This window comes from Streptococcus sp. 714, from assembly GCF_013277115.1.
Taxonomy (GTDB): Bacteria; Bacillota; Bacilli; order Lactobacillales; family Streptococcaceae; genus Streptococcus.
Map to the genome: position 1 here is coordinate 158,473 of NZ_VMMH01000008.1, position 15,536 is coordinate 174,008.

At 39.8% G+C, this 15,536-nt stretch carries 10 protein-coding genes; 7 read left to right on the top strand and 3 right to left on the bottom strand.

What is annotated here, in order from left to right; translation table 11 throughout:
- The first annotated feature begins 387 nt into the window (after window positions 1-387).
- On the top strand, window positions 388-7,515 hold the full coding sequence (bgaA, locus tag HT718_RS03570) for an LPXTG-anchored adhesin/beta-galactosidase BgaA (protein ID WP_173267339.1): 7,128 nt from the start codon (window positions 388-390) through the stop codon (window positions 7,513-7,515).
- A gap of 179 nt (window positions 7,516-7,694) precedes the next feature.
- On the opposite strand, the gene HT718_RS03575 is transcribed toward bgaA, so the two are convergent.
- Complete coding sequence (locus HT718_RS03575) at window positions 7,695-8,054, bottom strand: DUF3397 family protein (RefSeq protein WP_173267341.1); 360 nt, start codon at window positions 8,052-8,054, stop codon at window positions 7,695-7,697.
- A gap of 91 nt (window positions 8,055-8,145) precedes the next feature.
- On the opposite strand from HT718_RS03575, the gene HT718_RS03580 reads away from it, so the two are divergent.
- From HT718_RS03580 to HT718_RS03605, 6 genes are all read left to right on the top strand, one after another.
- Complete coding sequence (locus HT718_RS03580) at window positions 8,146-9,102, top strand: TIGR01212 family radical SAM protein (RefSeq protein ID WP_061759477.1); 957 nt, start codon at window positions 8,146-8,148, stop codon at window positions 9,100-9,102.
- Window positions 9,086-9,643 carry a class I SAM-dependent methyltransferase gene (locus tag HT718_RS03585; RefSeq protein WP_061759478.1) on the top strand — a complete coding sequence of 186 codons (558 nt, stop codon included), beginning with the start codon at window positions 9,086-9,088 and terminating at the stop codon, window positions 9,641-9,643. Before HT718_RS03580 ends, HT718_RS03585 begins: the two co-directional genes overlap by 17 nt.
- Window positions 9,636-9,890 carry a hypothetical protein gene (locus tag HT718_RS03590; RefSeq protein ID WP_000361084.1) on the top strand — a complete coding sequence of 85 codons (255 nt, stop codon included), beginning with the start codon at window positions 9,636-9,638 and terminating at the stop codon, window positions 9,888-9,890. The genes HT718_RS03585 and HT718_RS03590 overlap by 8 nt, the downstream gene beginning before the upstream one ends.
- Window positions 9,891-9,901: 11 nt before the next feature.
- Complete coding sequence (locus tag HT718_RS03595) at window positions 9,902-11,956, top strand: cation:proton antiporter (RefSeq protein ID WP_173267343.1); 2,055 nt, start codon at window positions 9,902-9,904, stop codon at window positions 11,954-11,956.
- 27 nt (window positions 11,957-11,983) lie between these two features.
- The gene (locus HT718_RS03600; RefSeq protein ID WP_061759480.1) at window positions 11,984-12,844 is read left to right on the top strand and encodes a YihY/virulence factor BrkB family protein; all 861 of its coding nucleotides are present in this window, start codon (window positions 11,984-11,986) and stop codon (window positions 12,842-12,844) included.
- A gap of 125 nt (window positions 12,845-12,969) precedes the next feature.
- Window positions 12,970-13,173, top strand: a complete 204-nt coding sequence (locus HT718_RS03605; protein WP_079114878.1) for a hypothetical protein — start codon at window positions 12,970-12,972, stop codon at window positions 13,171-13,173.
- An 86-nt stretch (window positions 13,174-13,259) separates the two neighbouring features.
- On the opposite strand, the gene HT718_RS03610 is transcribed toward HT718_RS03605, so the two are convergent.
- Window positions 13,260-13,868 carry a hypothetical protein gene (locus tag HT718_RS03610; protein ID WP_049535154.1) on the bottom strand — a complete coding sequence of 203 codons (609 nt, stop codon included), beginning with the start codon at window positions 13,866-13,868 and terminating at the stop codon, window positions 13,260-13,262.
- Window positions 13,869-14,436: 568 nt separating this feature from the next.
- Window positions 14,437-15,465 carry a tRNA preQ1(34) S-adenosylmethionine ribosyltransferase-isomerase QueA gene (queA, locus tag HT718_RS03615; protein ID WP_061759481.1) on the bottom strand — a complete coding sequence of 343 codons (1,029 nt, stop codon included), beginning with the start codon at window positions 15,463-15,465 and terminating at the stop codon, window positions 14,437-14,439.
- Window positions 15,466-15,536 lie beyond the last annotated feature (71 nt).

Below are 15,536 nucleotides of genomic sequence, written 5' to 3' on the forward strand. Positions count from 1 at the left end.
ACATTATATAGCTTGATAGGAATGTTTAGGAATAAGGTGAATGTAACCAATATTTATAAAGCAAAATAAGAATTAAGAGTTAACGAAATCAGGAAATAGCTGAAATATTCGTTTGCTCTTTTTGTATTTTTAATTCTGTTAAAAAGAGTGTTTTGAGTCAAAAAGAATATTTCTAGCTTACTCTTTTCATTTTATTTTAAGATGGAAAGAATATTTTTTGTTTTAAAAAATTCTCTAATTTTTATAAAAAACAATCAAAAATATTGTTTTTATTTGTATAAGGTTGACAAATTTTTTATTGGTTATAAAATTGTATTATAAGATAATTATAATAAGGAGCGTGCTTTTAGAAAAAAATGAAAGCGGTTACTAAAAAAGGAGGATTCCATGCAAAAAGGTAATTGGAACAAAAAGAGCGTTTATAGTATTCGAAAATTTTCAGTCGGTGCTTGTTCAGTGCTCATAGGAAGCTGTGTGCTGTTATTAGTATCAAGCCTTAGTCTAGCTTCTTCTGCTTATGCGAATGAAAATACTAATGAACTAATTTCAATAAGTAAGCAGAATGATGATTCTGAAAATAAAGAAGAGAGTGAAAAGACATCTAAAGTGATGGTTGCGGAAAAATCAAGTGAACAAACGGATAATGTGCCTCTTAAGGATAATGCAGATGCTACAGGTGTCTCTGACCAAACTCATGCAGATCAGTCCCCAGTTACAGTTGCTGATAATAAAGAGTTTCCTTTAGAAGAAGGTAAGACTGAAGTGAAAAGTAGGATAGAAGAAACGAAGGTAGCTGAAGAAACAAATAAAGCGGAATTACAAGATCCTTCTGTTTCAAAAGATAAGAAGGAATTCAAATCTGCTGCAAATGAAGTTGTTGATAAGTTAATTGAAGATAGAAACCTTTCTTTCAATCAAAATTGGCACTTTAAGCTAAATGCCAATGCTAAAGAAGCTGTTAAACCAGATACAGATATATCTTCTTGGAAAAAAATGGATCTTCCTCATGATTGGAGTATTCATTTTGATTTTGATCATGATTCACCGTCTCAAAATGAAGGAGGCCAACTGAATGGTGGAGATGGATGGTATCGTAAAACTTTTAAGTTAGACGAAAAAGATTTAAATAAAGATGTCCGTGTGACCTTTGATGGGGTTTACATGGATTCTCAAGTATTTGTTAATGGTCAATTAGTTGGTCACTATCCAAATGGTTACAATCAATTTTCATATGACATTACCAATTATCTTTATAAGGATGGAAGAGAAAATGTTATTTCTGTTCATGCAGTAAACAAACAGCCAAGTAGTCGTTGGTATTCAGGAAGTGGTATCTATCGTGATGTGAGCTTGCAAGTGACAGATAAAGTTCATGTTGAGAAAAATGGTACAACTATCTTAACCCCAAAACTTGAACACCAACAAAATGGCAAGGTTGAAACTCATGTGAGCAGTAAAATCGTTAATACAGATGATAAGGATCATGAGCTCGTAGCAGAGTATCAAATTTTTGAACGGGGCGGTCAGGCAGTTACAGAACTTGTTCGAACTGAGAGTAAGATTCTAAAAGCTAGAGAAACAATTCATTTGGAATCAGCATTAGAGGTTGAAAAACCTAAATTGTGGACAGTGTCGTCTGATAAACCTGCTTTATATGAGATGGTGACTCGTGTTTACAAAGATGGTCAGCTTGTAGATGCTAAGAAAGATTTATTTGGTTATCGTTACTATAACTGGACTCCAGACCAAGGATTCTCTTTGAACGGTGAACACATCAAGTTCCACGGTGTTTCCTTGCACCACGATCATGGAGCATTGGGTGCGGAGGAAAACTACAAGGCTGAATATCGCCGTCTGAAACAGATGAAGGATATGGGAGTGAATTCGATTCGTACAACCCACAATCCAGCAAGTCCTCAAACACTACAGATTGCAGCTGAACTTGGTTTATTGGTTCAGGAAGAAGCTTTTGACACTTGGTATGGAGGTAAGAAACCATACGATTATGGTCGTTTCTTTGAAAAAGATGCAACCCACCCTGAAGCTAAAAAAGGGGAAAAATGGTCAGATTATGATCTACGTACCATGGTAGAAAGAGACAAAAATAACCCAGCTGGCTTTATGTGGTCTATAGGAAATGAGATTGGAGAAGCTAATGGCGATCCCCATTCTCTAGCTACTGTTAAACGTTTGGTTAAAGTAATCAAGGATGTTGATAATACTCGTTATGTGACTATGGGAGCTGATAAGTTCCGTTTTGGTAATGGTAGCGGTGGGCATGAGAAAATTGCTGATGAACTGGATGCAGTTGGATTTAACTACTCCGAAGATAACTACAAAGTTCTTAGAGCTAAGCATCCAAAGTGGTTGATTTATGGTTCAGAGACATCTTCAGCTACTCGTACTCGTGGAAGTTATTATCGTCCAGAGCGTGAATTGGTACACAGTAATCAAGACTATCGTAACTATGAGCAGTCTGATTATGGAAATGATCGTGTTGGTTGGGGTAAAACGGCAACAGCTTCATGGACTTTTGACCGTGACAATGCTGGCTATGCTGGACAGTTTATCTGGACCGGTACTGACTACATTGGTGAACCTACGCCATGGCACAACCAAAATCAAACACCAGTCAAAAGTTCTTATTTTGGTATTGTAGATACAGCTGGTATTCCAAAAAATGATTTCTATCTTTACCAGAGCCAATGGGTATCTGCTCAGAAAAAACCGATGGTTCACCTACTTCCTCACTGGAACTGGGAGGACCCAACTCTAAAAGATAATGTAGCTGATGCAGATGGTAAAATTCCAGTTCGTGCCTACTCTAACGCTGCAAGTGTGGAGCTATTGTTGAACGGTGAATCCCTAGGACAGAAGACCTTTACTAAAAAACAAACTAGCGATGGACGCACTTATCAAGAAGGTGCAAATGCTAATGAATTATATCTTGAATGGAAAGTTGCTTATAAACCAGGTACCTTGGAAGCAATAGCTCGTGATGAATCTGGCAAGGAAATTGCTCGAGACAAGATCACAACTGCTGGCAAACCAGCAGCTGTTCGTCTCATCAAAGAAGAACAAGCAATCGCGGCAGATGGTAAAGATTTGACTTATATCTATTATGAGATTGTAGACAGCAAAGGACATCTAGTTCCAACCGCTAATAATATGGTTCGTTTCCAATTGCATGGTCAAGGTCAGCTTGTTGGTGTCGATAACGGAGAACAAGCCAGCCGTGAACGTTTCAAAGAGCAAGCCGATGGTTCATGGATTCGTAAAGCCTTTAATGGTAAAGGTGTTGCCATTGTAAAATCGACCGAGCAAGCAGGAAAATTCACCCTTACTGCTCATTCTGATCTCTTGAAATCTGACCAAGTGACTGTCTTTACTGGTAAAAAAGAAGGACAAGAAAAGACTGTTCTGGGTACAGAAGTAGCAAAAGTTCGTACATTGCTAGGAAAAGATCCAAAAATGCCGAAAACAGTAGGTTTTATCTACAGTGATGGCAGTCGTGAAAAACGTCCAGTAACTTGGTCTTCAGTTGATGTAAACCAAGCAGGTGTTGTAACTGTTAAAGGTATGGCAGACGGACGTAAAGTTGAGGCCCGTGTCGAAATTCTAGCAATTGCAAAAGAACTTCCTACTGTAAAACGTGTTGCTCCAGGAGCAGACTTGAGCACTGTAGATAAATATGTGTCAATACTTGTAACTGATGGAAGTGTACAAGAGTACGAAGTAGATAACTGGGAGATTGCGGAAGCAGATAAAGCCAAACTTTCAGTAGCTGGATCACGTATTCAAATGACTGGTCAGTTAGCTGGAGAAACTATTCATGCAACCCTTGTGGTAGAAGAAGGGAATGTTGCAGCACCTGCAGTGCCAACTGTAACTGTTGGAGGTGAAGCAGTAACAGGCCTTACTAGTCAACAACCAATGCAATATCGTACTCTAGCTTATGGTGCCCAATTGCCAGAAGTCACAGCAAGTGCTGAAAATGCTGATGTTACAGTCCTTCAAGCCAGTACAGCAAACGGTATGCGCGCAAGCATCTTTGTTCAGCCAAAAGATGGTGGCCCTCTTCAAACCTATGCAATCCAATTCCTAGAAGAAGCACCAAAAATTGACCATTTGAGCTTGCAAGTGGAGCAAGCTGACGGCCTTAAAGAAGATCAAACAGTGAAATTGTCTGTTCTTGCTCACTATCAGGACGGAACACAAGCAGTTCTACCAGCTGATAAGGTGACCTTCTCTACAAGTGGTGAAGGGGAAGTTGCAGTCCGTAAGGGAATGCTTGAACTTCATAGATCAGGAGTAGTCGCTCTGAAAGCTGTATATGAGGGTGCTGAAGGCCAGGTTAGTCTCACTATTCAAGCCAATACTGAGAAGAAGATTGCGCAATCCATCCGTCCAATAAATGTAGTGACAGACTTGCATCAAGAACCAATTCTTCCAACAACAGTAACTGTTGAGTATGACAAAGGTTTCCCTAAAACTCATAAAGTTACATGGCAAGCTATTCCAAAAGAAAAACTAGACCACTATCAAACCTTTGAGGTGTTAGGTAAAGTTGAAGGGATTGACCTTGAAGCGCGTGCTAAAGTATCTGTAGAAGGCATCGTTTCAGTTGAAGAAGTCAGTGTGACAACTCCAATCGCAGAAGCACCACAATTACCAGAAAGCGTTCGTACATATGATTCAAATGGTCACGTTTCATCAGCTAAGGTTGCATGGGATGCGGTTCGTCCAGATCAATATGCCAAGGAAGGTGTCTTTACAGTTAATGGTCGCCTAGAAGGTACGCAATTAACAACTAAACTCCATGTTCGCGTATCTGCTCAGACTGAGCAAGGAGCAAACATTTCTGACCAATGGACCGGTTCAGAATTACCACTTGCCTTTGCTTCAGACTCAAATCCGACCGATCCTGTTTCAAACGTCAACGATAAATTGATTTCCTTTAATGATCGACCAGCCAATCGTTGGACAAACTGGAATCGTAGTAATCCAGAAGCTTCAGTCGGTGTTCTGTTTGGAGATTCAGGTATCTTGAGCAAACGATCAGTTGATAACTTAAGCGTTGGATTCCATGAAGACCACGGAGTGGGTGCTCCTAAGTCTTATGTGATTGAGTATTATGTTGGTAAAACCGTTCCAACAGCTCCTAAAAATCCTAGCTTTGTAAGCGGTGAAAATCATGTCTTTAATGATCCTGCTAACTGGAAACCAGTGACTAATCTAAAGGCACCAGCTCAGCTCAAGGCCGGAGAAATGAATCATTTTAGTTTTGATAAGGTTGAAACCTATGCTGTTCGCATTCGGATGGTTAAAGCAGACAATAAGCGTGGAACTTCTATCACAGAAGTACAGATTTTTGCCAAACAAGTGCTAGCAGCCAAACAAGGACAAACAAGAATCCAAGTTGATGGCAAAGATTTAGTAAACTTTAACCCTGATTTGGCAGACTACTATCTTGAGTCTGTAGATGGAAAAGTTCCTGCAGTAACAGCAAGTGTTAGCAATAATGGTCTCGCTACCGTCGTTCCAAGCGTTCGTGAAGGTGAGCCAGTTCGTGTCATCGCGAAAGCTGAAAATGGCGACATTCTAGGAGAATACCGTCTGCACTTTACAAGCAATAAAGACCTACTCTCTCGTAAACCAGTTGCCGCGGTCAAACAAGCTCGCTTGCTACAAGTAGGGCAACCTCTTGAATTGCCAACTAAGGTTCCTGTTTACTTCACAGGTAAAGACGGCTACGAAATAAAAGATCTAGCAGTTGAATGGGAAGAAGTTCCTGCAGAAAATCTAACAAAAGCAGGTCAATTTATCGTTCGAGGCCGTGTTCTTGGTAGTGACCTCGTTGCTGAGTTCACTGTAAGAGTGACAGACAAACTTGGTGAGGCTCTTTCAGATAACCCTAACTATGATGAAAACAGTAACCAGGCCTTTGCTTCAGCAACTAATGATATTGACGACAGTTCTCATGACCGTGTAGACTATATCAATGATAGAGATCACTCTGAAAATCGTCGTTGGACAAACTGGTCTTCAACGCCATCTTCTAATCCAGAAGTATCAGCAGGTGTGATCTTCCGTGAAAATGGTAAGATTGTAGAGCGGACTGTTGCGCAAGCCAAACTTCACTTCTTTGCAGATAGTGGTACAGATGCACCATCTAAACTTGTTTTGGAACGTTATGTCGGTCCAGACTTTGCAGTTCCTACCTACTATTCAAACTACCAAGCCTACGAATCAGGACATCCATTCAACAACCCAGAAAATTGGGAAGCTGTTCCTTATCGTGCGGATAAAGACATTGAAGCTGGTGATGAAATAAACGTAACATTTAAAGCTGTTAAAGCCAAAGCCATGAGATGGCGTATGGAGCGTAAAGCAGATAAGAGCGGTGTTGCGATGATTGAGATGATCTTCCTTGCACCAAGCGAATTTCCTCAAGAAAGCACTCAATCGAAGATTCTTGTAGATGGAAAAGAACTTCCAGATTTTACTGAAAATCGTCAAAACTATCAAATCACCTATAAAGGTCAACGTCCAAAAGTCTCAGTTAAAGAAAACAATCAAGTAGCTTCAACAGTTGTAGATAGTGGAGATGATAGCCTTCCAGTACTTGTTCGCCTAGTTTCAGAGAGTGGAAAACAAGTCAAGGAATACCGTATACAGTTGACTAAGGAGAAACCAGTTTCTGAGAAGACAGTTGCTGCAGTACAGGAGGATTTACCAAAATTAGAAGTTCTTGAACAAGATTTGGCCTACAAGACAATTGAGAAAAAAGATTCAAGGCTTTATCTAGGTGAAACTCGTTTAGAACAAGAAGGACAAGTTGGTAAGGAACGAATCCTTATCTCTATCAATCCTGACGGAAGTAAGGAAGAAAAATTCCGTGAAGTAGTTCAGACTCCAACAAATCGTATTGTTGTTGTCGGAACTAAACTAGGAACCGCTCTTCCAGAGGACGAATCCAATACTCTAGTTTTCAACAGACCAGAGCTTATAGTTGAGGAAGAGGCAGTTGGCTTCCAAATCCAGGAGCGTAAGTCTGACAAGTTATATGTAGGTGAAACTCGTATCCTCCAAGAAGGAAGACAAGGTCTCCGTGTTCACTTGATTGAAGTAGAAAATGGCAAGAGAACTGAGAAAGAAAGCTATGATAAAGTTATAGCTCAGGACCGTATTGTAGAGGTTGGTACAGCTATAAAGGATACAAAATCAGCTTCTCAAGAAAAGCTTAAACCAGCTCCTCAGGAAGCTAGCAAGTCTGTTCTACAAGATCAAGATGTTCAAAAACCAGAAGCTAAAGAAACTATGAAACAACAAGTATCAACTGAGAAAACGGATGTAAAACAAGTGAGCTCACGTTCAGTTGAAGCCCAGCAAGATGAAAAGAATCACTTGCCAAACACTGGAACAGAGGCAGAACAAGCAGCAGTAGCAGCAGGTTTAGCTCTTCTAGGTTTGGGTGCAGGCTTAGTAGCCACTAAAGGTAAAAAAGAAGACTAGAAATTTTGATACCTTCTTTATCGTTAAAGATTAGAGAGAAGTTCTTGTCTTAGATAGAAGATAAATCCCTTGGAATATAAGTTTCTAAGGGATTTTCTTTGTATAAAATTGTATAGTGTTATTGTCTATCTTATTTTGTAGAGAAAGCAAAAATCCCTAGAAAATGTTTAGAGATTCGATTATTTCATTAAGAACAATTCAACAATCATCTCGATATACATGATAAGGATCACTAAGAATCCTGCACGCCAGAAGAATTTGATGAATTTAGGATAGTAAAAGCTACGTTTTTTCAAAAGGAAGAAAAAGACGAGAATAATGGCTAGGAGGGAGAGGGCTAGACCCAGTCTAGGGAGGAAATTATGGGTAAAGGTTTTAGCTGTAATCAAGTAATACTCAAATATTAAAACTGGAAAAGCTAAATCCGCAAAGTTTCGTCCTAGTTTTTTTAATCTAAAAAGTTTGGTTATGATAATGCAGACGACTAAGGTCAGTATCAATAATAAAATAGATGCTAATTTCATTAAAATCATATCCATATTGTATCATAAAAAATGCCTAAAGGAAACGAGAAACAGAGGAATTTATAGGAAAGTCAGTCTTTTGAGATTGTGGGTGATTTTTGTTATAATGAAGGTTATGAAATCTTATAATACCTTGAATGATTATTATCGAAAACTTTTTGGAGAAAAGACCTTTAAAGTCCCTATTGATGCGGGATTTGACTGTCCCAATCGTGATGGAACTGTGGCTCATGGAGGCTGTACTTTTTGTACGGTTTCAGGTTCTGGAGATGCTATCGTAGCACCGGATGCGCCTATCCGTGAGCAATTTTATAAGGAAATTGACTTTATGCATCGCAAGTGGCCAGACGTGCAGAAGTATCTGGTTTATTTTCAAAATTTTACCAATACCCATGAAAAGGTGGAAGTGATTCGGGAACGCTATGAGCAGGCTATCAACGAGCCAGGTGTAGTGGGAATTAATATCGGAACACGCCCTGACTGTTTACCAGACGAAACCATTGAATATTTGGCTGAATTGTCGGAGCGCATGCATGTGACGGTTGAATTGGGCTTGCAGACTACTTTTGAAACAACTTCTGATTTGATTAACCGTGCCCACTCTTATGAATTGTACGTGGAAACGGTCAAGCGTTTGAGAAAGTATCCCAAAATTGAGATTGTTTCTCATTTGATTAACGGACTTCCTGGTGAAACCCATGAGATGATGATTGAAAATGTCCGCCGCTGTGTCATGGACAACGATATTCAAGGGATTAAACTACACTTGCTCCATCTCATGACTAATACACGTATGCAACGAGATTACCACGAGGGACGTTTGCAGTTAATGAGTCAGTACGAATATGTAAAGGTTATCTGTGATCAATTGGAAATCATTCCCAAACATATTGTCATCCATCGAATCACAGGAGATGCACCTAGGGATATGCTGATTGGGCCTATGTGGAGCCTCAATAAATGGGAAGTTCTCAACAGCATTGAGATGGAGATGCGACGTCGTGGAAGCGTTCAAGGATGTAAGGCTGTAAAACAGGAGTTTAATAATGAAAAGACCACTTGAGATGGCACATGATTTTTTAGCTGAGGTTGTAACTCAGGACGATACCGTAGTGGATGCGACCATGGGAAATGGGCATGATACTCTTTTTCTAGCCAAGATAGCCAAGCAAGTCTATGCCTTTGATATTCAGGAGCAAGCCTTGGAAAAGACGCAAGAGCGTTTGGACCAGGCTGGAATGACAAATGCCCAGTTAATCTTGCAGGGCCATGAGACACTGGACCAGTTTGTGACAGAAGCCAAGGCAGGGATTTTTAATCTGGGCTATCTGCCGTCAGCTGATAAGTCTGTCATTACCCGACCTCAGACAACGATTGAAGCATTAGAAAAGCTGTGTGGTTTACTTGTCAAAGGTGGACGAATTGCCATTATGATTTACTATGGTCATGAAGGAGGAGACATCGAGAAAGATGCTGTCTTGGATTTTGTTAGCCAGTTGAACCAACAAGAGTACACAGCTACCATTTATCGAACCCTGAATCAAGTCAACACCCCACCATTTTTAGTGATGATTGAAAAATTAGAAAGATATAGACATGGATAAACAATACCTACGTGAAAAGCTGGATGCCATGCGCCAGAATTTTGTTGAATCAACCCACCACGAACGAGCAGTGGGTGTGCTAGACCAAGCGCATATGAGCAAAAAAATGCTTAAAATCAAGAAAAAATTAGTTGCTCTTGAAATGGAACGGTGCCAGAGAAAAATTGAGCACAAAGATTGTTCCAAGATTGACCAAAAAATCAAAGAGCAGAAGGAGATATTTGAATTCTGTTGTAAAAAAGACTAAGGAGGAAGTGCGTGGAATTACTGATTTACCTAATCCTATTTTTACTGGTCTTGATTGTCTCAAGTACAACCAATAAGCTTCTGCCCTTTTTGCCTCTCCCTTTGGTGCAAATTCTTTTGGGAATTGTGATTGGTCTCTTTTTACCTAATACCGACTTTCACCTCAATACGGAGTTGTTTTTGGCCCTGGTTATCGGGCCCTTGCTTTTCCGAGAGTCGGAAGAAGCGGATATTACAGCTATTTTAAAACACTGGCGAATTATTGTTTATCTCATATTTCCAGTGATTTTTATCTCGACTCTGAGTTTGGGTGGCTTGGCCCATCTTCTTTGGCTTAGCCTTCCCTTGGTGGCTTGCTTGGCTGTTGGGGCAGCCCTTGGGCCTACGGACTTGGTGGCTTTTGCTTCTCTTTCGGAGCGCTTTAGCTTTCCTAAGCGCGTGTCCAATATCCTTAAGGGTGAAGGACTCTTGAATGATGCTTCTGGTTTGGTGACCTTTCAGGTAGCCTTGACAGCTTGGACAACAGGAGCCTTTTCCCTTGGGCAAGCTAGTAGTTCGCTTATCTTTTCAATCCTAGGCGGTTTTTTAGTTGGCTTTTTAACAGCTATGACCAACCGTTTCCTCCATACCTTCTTGCTGAGTGTGCGAGCAACGGATATTGCCAGCGAACTTTTATTAGAATTGAGTTTGCCTCTGGTGACCTTCTTCCTGGCAGAAGAAGTCCATGTTTCAGGAATTATTGCCGTGGTGGTTGCTGGGATTTTAAAGGCAAGCCGTTTTAAGAAAATTACTCTCCTTGAAGCCCAAGTGGATACGGTGACTGAGACGGTCTGGCATACAGTGAACTTTATGCTCAACGGTTCTGTCTTTGTGATTTTAGGGATGGAGTTGGAAATGATAGCAGAACCTATCTTGATCAATCCAATCTATAATCCTCTACTCTTACTAGTATCTCTTTTAGCCCTTACCTTTGTCCTCTTTGCCATTCGTTTTGTCATGATCTATGGCTATTTTGCCTATAGGACTAGACGACTCAAGAAAAAGCTAAATAAGTATATAAAGGATATGCTTCTCCTGACCTTCTCAGGTGTTAAGGGAACCGTGTCGATTGCTACGATTCTTTTGATACCAAGTAATCTAGAGCAGGAGTATCCTCTCTTACTTTTCCTCGTTGCAGGTGTGACGCTGGTAAGCTTTTTAACAGGTCTCTTAATCCTGCCTCATCTTTCTGATGAACAAGAAGAAAGTAAGGACCATCTCATGCATATTGCTATTTTGAATGAAGTAACGATAGAGTTGGAAAAAGAGTTGGAAGACACTAGAAATAAACTCCCTCTCTATGCAGCTATTGACAATTACCATGGACGAATAGAGAACCTTATCCTGAACCAAGAAAATAAGGGTGAGCAAGAAGACTGGGAGGCCTTGAAACTTCTCATCCTCAGTATTGAAAGTGATGGTTTAGAACAAGCCTACGAAGAAGGCAAGATGAGTGAGCGTGCCTATCGAGTCTACCAACGTTATCTGAAAAACATGGAACAAAGCATCAATCGCAAGTTTGCTTCACGATTGACCTATTATTTCCTTGTTTCCTTGCGGATTTTGCGTTTTCTACTTCACGAAGTCTTTACCTTTGGCAAGACCTTCCGTAGTTGGAAAAATGAAGAATCACAGAAACTCAGAGCCCTTGACTATGACCAAATTGCAGAGCTCTATCTAGAAAATACAGAAATGATTATCGAAAGTTTGGAAAACCTAAAAGGGGTTTATAAGAGTTCTTTGATCAGCTTCATGCAGGATTCTCGTCTCCGAGAAACAGCTATTATCACCAGTGGTGCCTTTGTCGAACGGGTTATCAACCGTGTCAAACCCAACAATATCGATGAAATGCTTAGAGGCTATTATCTGGAGCGCAAGTTGATTTTTGAATATGAAGAAAAACGATTGATTACGACCAAGTATGCTAAGAAGTTACGACAAAATGTCAATAACTTAGAGAACTATTCTCTGAAGGAAGCTGCCAATACTCTGCCTTATGATATGGTGGAATTGGTAAGAAGAAATTAATCAAGATTGTAAATAAAGGAGTATGATATGAAGAAGTGGTGGAAAGAGCTGATAGACAAGCCTTTATTAAAAGCATTTTTGCATTATTATCAAGTATCAGATAGTGAGTTTACCAGTGTCGCAGTAGCCTACTATTGGTTGATTTCGATTTTTCCATTGCTTTTGGTGGTAGTCAATATCCTCCCCTATTTTCAGATTCCAGTTTCCAATTTTTTAAAGGTTGTCAATGAATTCTTGCCCGATACTATGTATGATGTGGTGGCAAAGATTATCACAGAAGTGTTGACCCAACCTTCAACGGGTTTATTGAGTTTTGCGGTTTTGTCAGCCCTATGGACCTTTTCAAAATCCATGAATTTCCTACAGAAAGCTTTTAATAAAGCCTACGGAGTTGCTAAAAATCGTGGAATGATTTCCCGTCAGCTCATGAGTTTGTTTGTCAGTTTTGGCTTGCAGATTCTCTTCGCCTTAGCTCTGTTTTTGAGTGTCTTTGGCCGCATGCTTCTCAACCTTATCAAGAATCACTGGAAATCGGATAGTCCTATCTTTGATTATCTGCAAGATCTAACAGGCCCCTTGATCTATGCCTTGATTTTCGCTATCTTGGTCATGCTTTATTATTTCCTGCCTAATGTTACGGTTCGACGAATTCGCTATGTGTTGCCAGGTAGTGCCTTTGTCTTGTTGACTCTGGTCTTACTGCTCAATATCTTTTCAGTATATATCAATAATTATGTCAATCACCTAGTGGACGTGCGTTTTTTCAGTTCCGTCGTCGTGGTGGTCATGATGTTCTGGTTTATTCTCATTGCTAAGATTTTGATTGTCGGTGCGGTTATCAATGCCAGTGTGCAGAGTTTGAAAGATCCGAGCTTTAGAATAAATTAATTCATTTTTTATCCATAACAAAACGCATAATATGAAAATTCCACGAGGCCAACTATAGTCAGAAAGCTGAACAACAAGCCAAAACGTTCAAAAAAGGCGGCAAAAAGCAAGCACCTGCAAGCAACGTGCCGAAATGGTCAAATCCTGATTATGTTAACGAATTAGACTCAAAAATCGTTGATATGCTAGTAGAATTTCACAAGTCACAAGGCACTTTGGAAACTCCCGAGGCGCAAGCAGAAATCGCCCAAAAACGTGAAGAAATCGAGCAAAGGAGAGCTGAGCTTGAGGATAAAAAACAAGAGCTTTTGAACCGCTTGAACAAATAGAGTTTCGCAAGTATTATGCTTACAAATTACTTGAGCAATTAACTAAAATATAAACCTTGCCTAGATATAAAGGCAGGGTTTATATTTTAGAAATTCACGTAGCTTGTTTCGGTTTTTACATACCCAGTATAATCTGAGTTTCTATAGTATTCAGTGATAAACTTCCATTTTCTTTGAGCAACATGGATATAAGTACTTGTTATGTAGTATGGATATGGGCTTTGTGACTCCAAGTAACTCTCATAAGTTTGCATACCAATATATGCTCCACCAATTATTGCACCCCATGGACCCCCCAATACAGAACCTATCTTACCAATCATATAACTTATTCCAGAATCAATCATGAAGTGAGCGAATGTGTTGGCTTCTTTATTCCCATGTATTGTGTTGACGTAATTCCAAACATTAGGATCGTATGATCTAAAAGATATATTTAGGTCGAGTTCATTCTTTTGATAAGCCATATAAAATGATCCATTGATATAGACGCCATCAGTACGTCGTTCAATAGTGTCTACACTTCCATCTGGATTGACCACCTCAAGAACTTCATCACTTAAAATATTTACTTGCGTATCTCCGAACCGCACTGATGAGCCATTCTTAAACTGATCCTCACCAGATACAACTTTAGAGTTTGCCGATAAGCTATCATCAGCAAAAACAACAAGCGACGGGGAAATGCTAGACATACAGAAAACAGACATAACTAGCAAACACATGCATTTAAACATCTTAGACATAACGGAAACTCCTTTGTATTTTTGATTTTTTTCAACTTTTGTTGTACAATAAAACCAAATAAAAAGAAAGCGGTAACAATATGCTTAATGTGAAAATTTTTTATATATTTTTATTTTTGATCGTTGTCGAAACTACAGGCTTGTTGTTGTTGAAAAACGGTCTTGAAAGAGGTTATTTAGATACAGGAGCTATCATCCTTGCAGTTTTTTCATTTGCTTTCTACAACCTATGTTCATTCGGTTGGGTCTACTTTACAATAAAAAACCATAAAAAATAAATAGACGTATTTTCAAAAAAAGATTGCATATTTATATCAGTAAAACGACGATTTAAATCGTCGTTTTTTTGTATAACTCCCCCTGAAATTTATTTTAATTATGCAAATTTCACGTATTTTTGGTGCTGAGACAACGATTCTGAGAGCTTTTTAGACTTTTTTGCGACTGTCTATCATTAGAAAAGCTTAGAGCACCAAAGGATAATACCTGATAATATGCGTTTTTTTGATTATGAAATTTAATAGATAAACATGGCATCGCCAAAACTGAAGAAGCGGTAGTGTTCTTGGATAGCATGGTGATAAGCATCTAAGACTAATTCACGACCGGCAAAGGCAGAAACCAACATGACCAGAGTTGATTTTGGCAGGTGGAAGTTGGTTGAAAAGGCATCAACAACTTTCCATTCGTAACCAGGTTTGATAAAGATATTGGTCCAGCCAGAATCTGCCTGAATTTGCCCATCAAACTTGGAACCGATAGTCTCCAGTGTGCGGATAGAAGTGGTTCCGACAGCAATGACGCGACCACCATTTTCCTTAACAGAGCGAAGGGTGGCAGCTGCTTCCTCAGAAAGCTGGTAGAATTCTGAGTGCATTTCATGTTCATCCAGATTATCCACAGAAACAGGTCTAAAGGTTCCGAGTCCGACATGAAGAGTCAAATAGACCAGATGAACACCCTTGGCTTGGATTTCTGCCAGCAATTCTTTAGTGAAGTGTAGTCCAGCAGTTGGTGCAGCAGCAGAACCGCTTTCTTTGGCGTAGACCGTTTGATAGCGTTCACGGTCATCCAATTTTTCATGGATATAAGGTGGTAGTGGCATTTCACCCAGACTTTCCAATACTTCTAGGAAAATTCCTTGGTATTCAAAGCGGACAATACGGCCTCCGTGTGTTAGTTCTTCTGTAACGACAGCGCTGAGACGGCCATCACCAAAGCTGACACGAGTTCCGACCTTGAGGCGTTTGGCAGGTTTTGCTAGTACTTCCCACTCATCTCCAGCAGTGTTTTTGAGCAGGAGAAGTTCCACATGGCCTCCAGTTTCTTCTTTTTGACCATAGAGGCGGGCTGGGAGAACACGGGTGTCGTTCATGACAAGGGCATCACCAGGTTCCAGCATATCAATAATAGAGTGGAAGTGTTTATCCTGCATTTCTCCTGTCTTACGGTTGACGATGAGGAGTTTAGAGGCATCTCGTTTTTCAAGGGGCGTTTGGGCAATCAATTCCTCAGGCAAGTGGAAATCAAAATCAGCTGTATTCATATATCTGTTCATTCTTTCTAAGTTCTAATCCTATCCATTATAACATGTTTCAAGTTTGGACGCTCTTTTTT